Below are 7,503 nucleotides of genomic sequence, written 5' to 3' on the forward strand. Positions count from 1 at the left end.
TAATGAGACATGGCGGAGGAATACAGTTTGGCAAGCACTGAGGCCGATACGTTTTTACCCGAAGCACTGCAATTTCGCCCTTCGACGCCTTTAGTGGATATTGGCGCGAATTTGACCCACGAAAGTTTTCAGCGCGACCTGGGTGACGTGCTGGCGCGGGCCAAGGCGGCCAATGTCACGACGCTTATCGTGACCGGCACCGATGTCGCCCACGCTAAGCAGGCCGTGCAAATGGCGCAGCAGTACGCGGGGGTCTACGCAACGGCGGGCGTTCATCCCCATGATGCCAGTGGGTGGAATGACACGGTCGCCCAAGAAATGCGGCAGCTTTACCGTATGCCGGAGGTTGTGGCGGTTGGCGAGTGCGGGTTAGATTTTAATCGCAACTTTTCAACCCCAGAGCAGCAGGAGCGTGCGTTCGAGGCGCAGTTGGCTCTGGCAGCAGAAAGCGGCCTGCCGCTGTTTTTGCATGAGCGGGATGCTGGCAAGCGAATGCAAGACATACTGCGCAGTTGGCGAAATGATATTAGCCAGGCGGTTATACACTGCTTTACGGCAGACCAAGAGGCGCTGCATGGCTATCTTGATTTAGACCTGCACATTGGTTTGACGGGCTGGATATGCGATGAGCGCAGAGGCCATCACCTGCGCGACATGGTGCGCGATATACCGCTAGACCGCCTGATGGTAGAAACCGACTGCCCTTACCTACTGCCCCGCAATTTGCCTGCTAAATTGAAGGGACGCCGCCACGAACCAGCGCTACTGCCCTGGATTGTTAAAGAAATAGCCCGCTGGCATGACGTGAGTGATACCGAGCTTGGCGCGGCGACCACTCGCACCGCCCAGCATTTTTTCCGAATTGAAGCGGACGCTTAAAAGGAGCAACTGCGTGGCTGACTATCCTGGATTTATTGCCATTGAAATAGGCGAAGATAATGGCTTGCCGCTCTCTATTGCGTGGTCGTTACCCGACGGGCGAATCAAACAAACGCTGATCCAGCCGGACGACAGCTGGATCACCGAAGATAGCAATGTGATGGGCGCTTACAGCATTGAGGAGTTAGAGAGCCTAGGCGTCAGCCCTCTAGATGTGATTCGTGAATTAGAGAACGACCACTTCTCTGCCACGCTATACACCAGCGATAACGGCGAAGATGAGGCCGCGCTGGCGCGTTTGTTTGACACCTACGGCCTGGACCCTTTTGTAGAGCTGGCACCCGCAGGGGTACTTTACGATCAGATCAGCTCTAGTGAATGGCACCGCCTACGTAGCGAGATGTTTAACGACTTGGGCTTAGAGCCAATGCGTCCAGAGCACGAAGTTAAGGTGATGCTCACGTTGCACCAACAGCTTAATGAAAAAGATTAAGCGCTAACTTCAGTGGCTGCTAGCAGCGCTCTGCCTGCGGCTATTGCCTGTTCCAACGTATCGCCCTGCTGATAGTAGCGCGCCAAGGCTAAGTAAAACGCATTGGCGCGTTGCGGCAACCCTTCTGCTAAATAGCGCTGCGCCCGGGCAGCGACTCTCTGCGCAAAGGCATCTCGATCTACCTCTACTTCGCCCCCTAGGTTATCCACGCTCACGTGGAAGGTACGCCCGCAGGCCTGGGTGAATAGCTGTTCCAGCGCCTGAGGAGCAATTTCAGCATTTTCGAATGCTTGCTGCTCTTGGGCGTTACGGCCATCGGGCAAGTACCAATAGCCATAATCTTCTAACAGTCGCCTTTCTTTGCCCGCAATACACCAATGGCTGATTTCATGTAGCGCACTGGCAAAGTAACCACGCGCAAAAATGACCTGATGATAAGGCGTTTGATCGGTGGCTGGTCGATACAGCGGCTCATCGCCTCCTTTTATCAAACGCGTCTGGTAATGCGCCGCAAAGACGCCATCAAACAGCGCCATAATATCGCCCAGGGTCCAACGCTCTTGCTCTTCAATCACTATCTTGCCACTTTTCCCATGCATTTCGCGCAGTATACCCGCTGTGGCTTAGCCAGCTAAAGAGGAGACAGCAAAGCGCAGCGACTCCTGCTACTCTATCGGCCTTTCTTAGGTCTCTTGGCTAAAGGGGAGCCATACCTTGGGCGGCTTTACTAGCGATATCAAATCCATCTATTGGCCAGAAACTCGCACACTTGTTGCGCTGGCCTTGCCTATTTGCGGCGCTCAGCTAGCCCAGGCGGGCATGAGCGTTGTCGATGTCATGATGACAGGTAGACACAACGCAACGGACTTAGCCGCCGTATCAGTGGGCTCAAGCTTATGGATGCCGCTGATGCTGTTTATGACCGGCACGCTGATGGGGCTAACGCCGATCGTGGCGCACTTATTAGGCGGCCAGCGCAATAACGATATACGCCCAGCCGTACATCAAGCCCTTTGGGTGGCGTTGGCATTAGGCATCATTGCCGCAGGTTTATTATGGGTCGCCGTTACACCTATTTTTGAACTGATGAACGTTCCTCCTGGTGTTGCACAGGAGTCGGCGGCTTATCTAAGCGCCGTTGCTTTTGGAATGCCTGGGATCGCGCTTTTTCAAGCGTTACGCGCCTTTTCAGATGGCATGAATCATACTCGCCCTGCTCTCTGGATCAGCCTTGTGGGCCTTGCCGTTAACATCCCCTTTAACTATTTGCTCATTTACGGTGGTGATGGCCTAGTCAATCTATTGGGTGCTGGCATCCCTAATAGCTTGCAACAGCTACCGGCGCTGGGGGCTTTTGGCTGCGGTATTGCCACCGCTATTTCGATGTGGACAATGGCCATCGCGATGGCGCTTTATACAAGGCGCGGAAACACCTACCGCAGCGTTTCACTTTGGGAGCAGCTTACGCCGCCACAATGGGCGGGCATTCGTGAACTTGTGGTGGTGGGTGTGCCTATCGGCGTCGCGATTTTTGTTGAAGTCACTCTATTTACTCTGATCGCGCTGTTTATAGCCAGCTTTGGAGAAGTTACTGTAGGTGCGCACCAAATCGCCCTCAGTTACACCACCATTCTGTTTATGCTGCCCATGTCGTTAAGCATGGCGTTGACCGTTCGAGTAGGTAATACGCTGGGCCAGCGACGCTTAGCCATGGCACGTAAAGTTGCCTGGAATGGCATTACGATTAGCATTATCGTCGCGGCTATCAACAGCACGCTATTATGGTTTACGGCCGCTCCGGTGATTTCACTCTACACATCCAATACTGAGATCCAGGCATTAGCATTAACCATTATCGCGTTAGCGGTTGTTTTTCAGCTGTCGGATTCTTTGCAGGTGAATTTGGCAGGGGCACTACGCGGCTATAAAGACACGCGCATCGTCATGGTCATCACCGTGCTCTCTTATTGGATTGTGGGCTTAGGGGGCGGCCACTGGTTAGGAACCTATGGCTTGGGAGGTGTGTCTGAACCAATGGGTGTACACGGTTACTGGATTGGGCTGATTGCTGGTCTCAGCACAGCCGCTATATTGCTGGCTTGGCGATTAAAAACGATCAGCCAACAGGAGTCCCCAAGCAACGTTACGGCAAGTGGCTAGCCGCTTCGGCGAGCCTATTTCTGGTGGGATGTGGTGACAACAGCGCCGACCAAGCCTGGCGCAGCAGTCTGAACAGTGGCTGACCCACGTCAATCAATTAATTGACGTTCACCCTATTTCCTCCCCTGAGGCTATTACGGTCTATCAAACTTCGTGGCTCTCTATGAGTAACCCTGAGGCACCTTGGCTACAATTTCAGAATGCTTTGGAGGAGCGCCAGCAACTAAAAGGGCATTTTCTGCCTGTGATGTCGATTAAAAACCATGTTTACGCTTAACCTGGCGCTCAAGCTGTGCTATTGGTGAAGGTAGCGGCAGGCGGTGTTCACTGTCTGCCAATGTCGTGACCACGCAGTACAAGGAGGGACACCATGGGCGCACCCCTGTCAACTCGCTCTGCCCAGGTCATCGACCTGGAAACCGTGCGTCAGCGTCAGCAGGCGCGAAAGTGTTTAGTTCGTTTAGCACCAGAGCTAGATGGCTTAGAGATGGTCTACCAGCTCGCTGCGAGTCCCGACACCTACTACGGCCTGCCCATTCTTGCCTGGGGGCTTAGGGAAGATGGCAACGTTGTGGGGCTTGTTCCTTGGATGGAGTCGCTGGCGGCCTGCCATGAGCTGGATAGCCATGAAAGTGGTTTCTTCGTCGGCTACCGAGACCCTGAAACCGACGAAATTTTCGAGCTTCCCCCTGACCATAAGTACGATGAGCTAAACGCCGCTGCCAGCTATTTTGAGTATGAGGCTTCTAGCGAAATTACGCTGATTCAACAGCTTCCTGATACTTTGGGCACACATGCACTCTGCATGAACCACCCTAATGCGCCATGGCACATGAAGCCTGTGTACGGATGGCGGCTGTATAGTGATGGCAGCATAGAAGCAATGGTGGCAGACGAGCAAAAAGCCACCATGACCCCCATTTTACTGGGCGACAAGTGCTTGTACGACGCGCATTCTCGGCATCAAACCGTCTATTTCTTCCAACGCCATATTGCTAATCGCATTCTGGAAGAGGATCCAGCCACGCTTGAGGCACTCGCCATGATGGTAGTGCCGAGTAGTGATCACGCTTAGCGATAATAGGCAAGGCGCTACACCCTTAGTCGTTGAGCGCCTTGCTTTGGCTCCACAAGATCACGCTAAGCGGATAAAGTAGACGTACTGATCGTCTGCGATATTTTTATCTATCAGCTCGTGCCCTAAAAATTGACAAAATTTTGGCACATCGCGCGTAGTCGCAGGGTCGGTTGCCACGACCTTCAATACTTGGCCTGCCGTCATATCACGGACTTTATTATGCATCAGCATAATAGGCTCAGGGCAATACAGCCCGGTGGTATCTAGTTCAGCGTTAAACGCGTTGTGGTCATCGGTATTATCAGTCATCGACTCTCTCGGTTAGGAAACAGACACTATGATAAAAATCATCATTGAACGGCGCATTATGCCCGGTTTAGAGGACGAATATGAACAAGCAGCGCGCGAAGCAATGCGTGTGTCACTGGGCGTTAGAGGCTTCGTTGGTGGTGAAACCTTGGTTGAGCTTGGCCACACAGACCGCCGTTTAATGATTACCAAATGGCGCGACTTGCGCGCTTGGAAAGAGTGGCACGCCAGTGAAGAGCGCGCCATGGCAATGCAGCGTATTTTACCGCTACTTACCGAAGACGAAACCATCCGCATTTATGAGCCAGGCTACTAGCCAGCGGCGGATACCTGCCCAGGTTAGTGAGCCAGCCTAACGTATACCGTCACCTCTTCCCGATCATGGTAGAGGTGGCGACAACGAATAGTGGCCCCTACGCCCGCTGTCGCTAACGCTTCTTCTAGCGTTGCCAAACAGCGAGTTACTTCATCCCAGCGCTTTTTCATCGGCAGCTTGAGGTTAAAAATGGCCTCCCGGCACCACTTGCGCGTCAGCCAGCGCTCAACCATGGCCAAGACCCGCACTGGCTTGTCGACGATGTCACACACCAGCCAGTCCAAACGCTGGGGCGGCTCCCAGGTAAAGCCATCTTCACGTAGGTGATCGATCTGCCCGGTGGCCATGAGCTGTTTGTCCATTGGGCCGTTATCGATGGCATAGACATACATACCGCGCTGCACAAGCTGCCATGTCCAGCCACCTGGCGCTGCGCCTAAATCAGCCGCCTGCATATGCGTAGCTAGGCGCTCGTCCCACTCTCCTCGGGGGATAAACTCGTGCCAGGCTTCTTCGAGCTTCAACGTTGAACGGCTAGGTGCTCTGGATGGAAAACGCAGGCGACGAATTCCGTTAATTAACTCACTGCGGTTATCGGGAAAGCTCATGCCTAGCTGCACACGATCACCGTCTGTCCAAAAAATATGCAAGCGGCGAGCCCCCGCCTTACCCCGTAATGCACCACGCTTTTTCAACATACTCTGAAGAGGTTTTGTCAGCGCTTTAATTAATCCGGCTAGCGCTTTGCCATCATTAGTATCCGGCGTTTCGTGCCAAATTTCTTCAAAGCTCCAGCGGCTTGCTTTGACCTGATCTAAAATCGCCGTAAGCCGATCATCCCGAGACAGGGTCAACGCGGGCAGCGCTGCTAAACTTTGCCTCGCAAATATGAGCCGTTTAAAGGCTGCCTGACGGTGTAAATCATTTATCGCCTCGCCATCATGGCGCGTTAAACTTACCCAGCCTTCACCTTGCATCGGCTCACAGGGGACCCCCTGTTGCTTCGCATGGTGCTGCATCTCTGCCAACGCATCGTGTTCAAAACCTGGCCGGCAGTAAACAAGCCATGACGTGGGTACCGTGTCACTCACCTTTCACCTCTAACATAATCTGCAACCCATAAACGCGATATAACAGCTTGCTCGCGTAGCGGCCTGCATCATAGCACTTTATGCGCACCTCACTCTAAGCGCGTCGTCTTTTCGTTCGAAGTGTCGTACACTACTAGCTTGATATCTTGACAGTCCTTTCTTTATGGAGAGGGCTTTTTTTATGTCATTCAACACCATTTGTATAACGACGCAACCAGCCTTTTGCTACTGCGTTTGCCAAGGAGAGCATCATGGGGCAGCGACCTCCCCTTATAATCAATCGGCTTGATGCAGACCGCTTGCAGCGCCTGATTGATGCAGCGACTGAAAAGGATCAAATGGTGGCTGAGCTGTTACAAGATGAGCTTAGTCACGGGGAAATAGTCAATCCCGAAGAGATTCCTGATAACGTTGTGAGCATGAATAGCCAAATTCAGTTTACCGATCTCACCCGTAATCAGCAGATGGTACGTACACTGGTTTACCCGCACTCTCTCGGTAACACCGAAGATGCCATCTCCATTATGGCCCCCATCGGTGCTAGTCTTTTAGGTGTGAAGGTAGGCGATACTATCGATTGGCCACTGCCTAACCAACAGGCAACCCGTTTACGGGTAGACGCCATTCTATGGCAGCCTGAACGCGAGAAACAGTACCACCGCTAATCGTTTAGTAACCTATTTAGCCGCCCCTAACGGGCGGCTTTTTATTGCCGATCCCCCCGGACGGAGCATGCCCACAGCAAAAAGCCCCGAACATGCTGTGTTCGGGGCTTTTCTTCGGCGCAACAAAAAACCCAGCCAAACGGCTGGGTTTTTTGCGGTATAAGTGCCTGACGATGACCTACTCTCGCATGGGGAGACCCCACACTACCATCGGCGCTAAGCGGTTTCACTGCTGAGTTCGGCATGGGATCAGGTGGTTCACGCGTGCTATGGTCGTCAGGCGTAACTGTAAATGCATACCATGCTGTGTTTTGTGTGCGTCTCTTACCAAGCCGTTTGATCGGCTCAGTACACGTATCCGGTTATCCGAGTGTTTTCACACTCATCGTTATCACTGCGACCAGACCCCTTGGGTGTTATAGGGTCAAGCCTCACGGGCCATTAGTACACGTTAGCTCAACGCCTTGCAGCGCTTCCACACCGTGCCTATCAACCAGCTGGTCTCGCTGGGC

At 53.1% G+C, this 7,503-nt stretch carries 9 protein-coding genes and 2 rRNA genes; 6 read left to right on the top strand and 5 right to left on the bottom strand.

Going from position 1 to position 7,503, the window contains the following annotated elements; all coding sequences use genetic code 11:
* The first annotated feature begins 27 nt into the window (after positions 1-27).
* Both NH344_RS11795 and NH344_RS11800 read left to right on the top strand, forming a co-directional pair.
* The gene (locus NH344_RS11795) at positions 28-879 is read left to right on the top strand and encodes a TatD family hydrolase (protein ID WP_253027946.1); all 852 of its coding nucleotides are present in this window, start codon (positions 28-30) and stop codon (positions 877-879) included.
* 13 nt (positions 880-892) lie between these two features.
* Entirely contained in the window at positions 893-1,372 is a 480-nt protein-coding gene (locus NH344_RS11800; protein ID WP_044629783.1) for a hypothetical protein, read from the top strand.
* On the opposite strand, the gene NH344_RS11805 is transcribed toward NH344_RS11800, so the two are convergent.
* The gene (locus NH344_RS11805) at positions 1,369-1,947 is read right to left on the bottom strand and encodes an elongation factor P hydroxylase (RefSeq protein WP_253027947.1); all 579 of its coding nucleotides are present in this window, start codon (positions 1,945-1,947) and stop codon (positions 1,369-1,371) included. The two genes, NH344_RS11800 and NH344_RS11805, sit on opposite strands and share 4 nt — an antisense overlap.
* A 139-nt stretch (positions 1,948-2,086) precedes the next feature.
* Between NH344_RS11805 and NH344_RS11810 the strand changes: the two genes are divergently transcribed.
* Together NH344_RS11810 and NH344_RS11815 are read left to right on the top strand one after the other, a co-directional pair.
* On the top strand, positions 2,087-3,532 hold the full coding sequence (locus NH344_RS11810; RefSeq protein WP_253027948.1) for an MATE family efflux transporter: 1,446 nt from the start codon (positions 2,087-2,089) through the stop codon (positions 3,530-3,532).
* A 370-nt stretch (positions 3,533-3,902) separates the two neighbouring features.
* Entirely contained in the window at positions 3,903-4,607 is a 705-nt protein-coding gene (locus tag NH344_RS11815; RefSeq protein ID WP_044629786.1) for a hypothetical protein, read from the top strand.
* A gap of 60 nt (positions 4,608-4,667) precedes the next feature.
* Here the strand turns inward: NH344_RS11815 and tusA are convergent, their stop codons facing one another.
* Complete coding sequence (tusA, locus tag NH344_RS11820; protein ID WP_253027949.1) at positions 4,668-4,919, bottom strand: sulfurtransferase TusA; 252 nt, start codon at positions 4,917-4,919, stop codon at positions 4,668-4,670.
* Between the two features lie 28 nt (positions 4,920-4,947).
* Between tusA and NH344_RS11825 the strand changes: the two genes are divergently transcribed.
* Complete coding sequence (locus NH344_RS11825) at positions 4,948-5,235, top strand: antibiotic biosynthesis monooxygenase family protein (protein ID WP_044629788.1); 288 nt, start codon at positions 4,948-4,950, stop codon at positions 5,233-5,235.
* 23 nt (positions 5,236-5,258) lie between these two features.
* Here the strand turns inward: NH344_RS11825 and rlmM are convergent, their stop codons facing one another.
* Positions 5,259-6,326: a 23S rRNA (cytidine(2498)-2'-O)-methyltransferase RlmM gene (rlmM, locus tag NH344_RS11830; protein ID WP_253027950.1), complete on the bottom strand. Its 1,068-nt coding sequence runs from the start codon at positions 6,324-6,326 to the stop codon at positions 5,259-5,261.
* A 251-nt stretch (positions 6,327-6,577) separates the two neighbouring features.
* On the opposite strand from rlmM, the gene rnk reads away from it, so the two are divergent.
* Positions 6,578-6,991 (top strand): nucleoside diphosphate kinase regulator, encoded by a 414-nt coding sequence (rnk, locus tag NH344_RS11835; protein WP_054641084.1) that lies wholly within the window; start codon positions 6,578-6,580, stop codon positions 6,989-6,991.
* Between the two features lie 165 nt (positions 6,992-7,156).
* On the opposite strand, the gene rrf is transcribed toward rnk, so the two are convergent.
* Positions 7,157-7,272: ribosomal RNA gene (rrf, locus tag NH344_RS11840) — 5S ribosomal RNA — on the bottom strand.
* 139 nt (positions 7,273-7,411) lie between these two features.
* Positions 7,412-7,503: ribosomal RNA gene (locus NH344_RS11845) — 23S ribosomal RNA — on the bottom strand; the annotation flags it as partial.

The organism is Halomonas sp. Ps84H-12, from assembly GCF_024124725.1.
GTDB lineage: Bacteria > Pseudomonadota > Gammaproteobacteria > Pseudomonadales > Halomonadaceae > Vreelandella > Vreelandella aquamarina.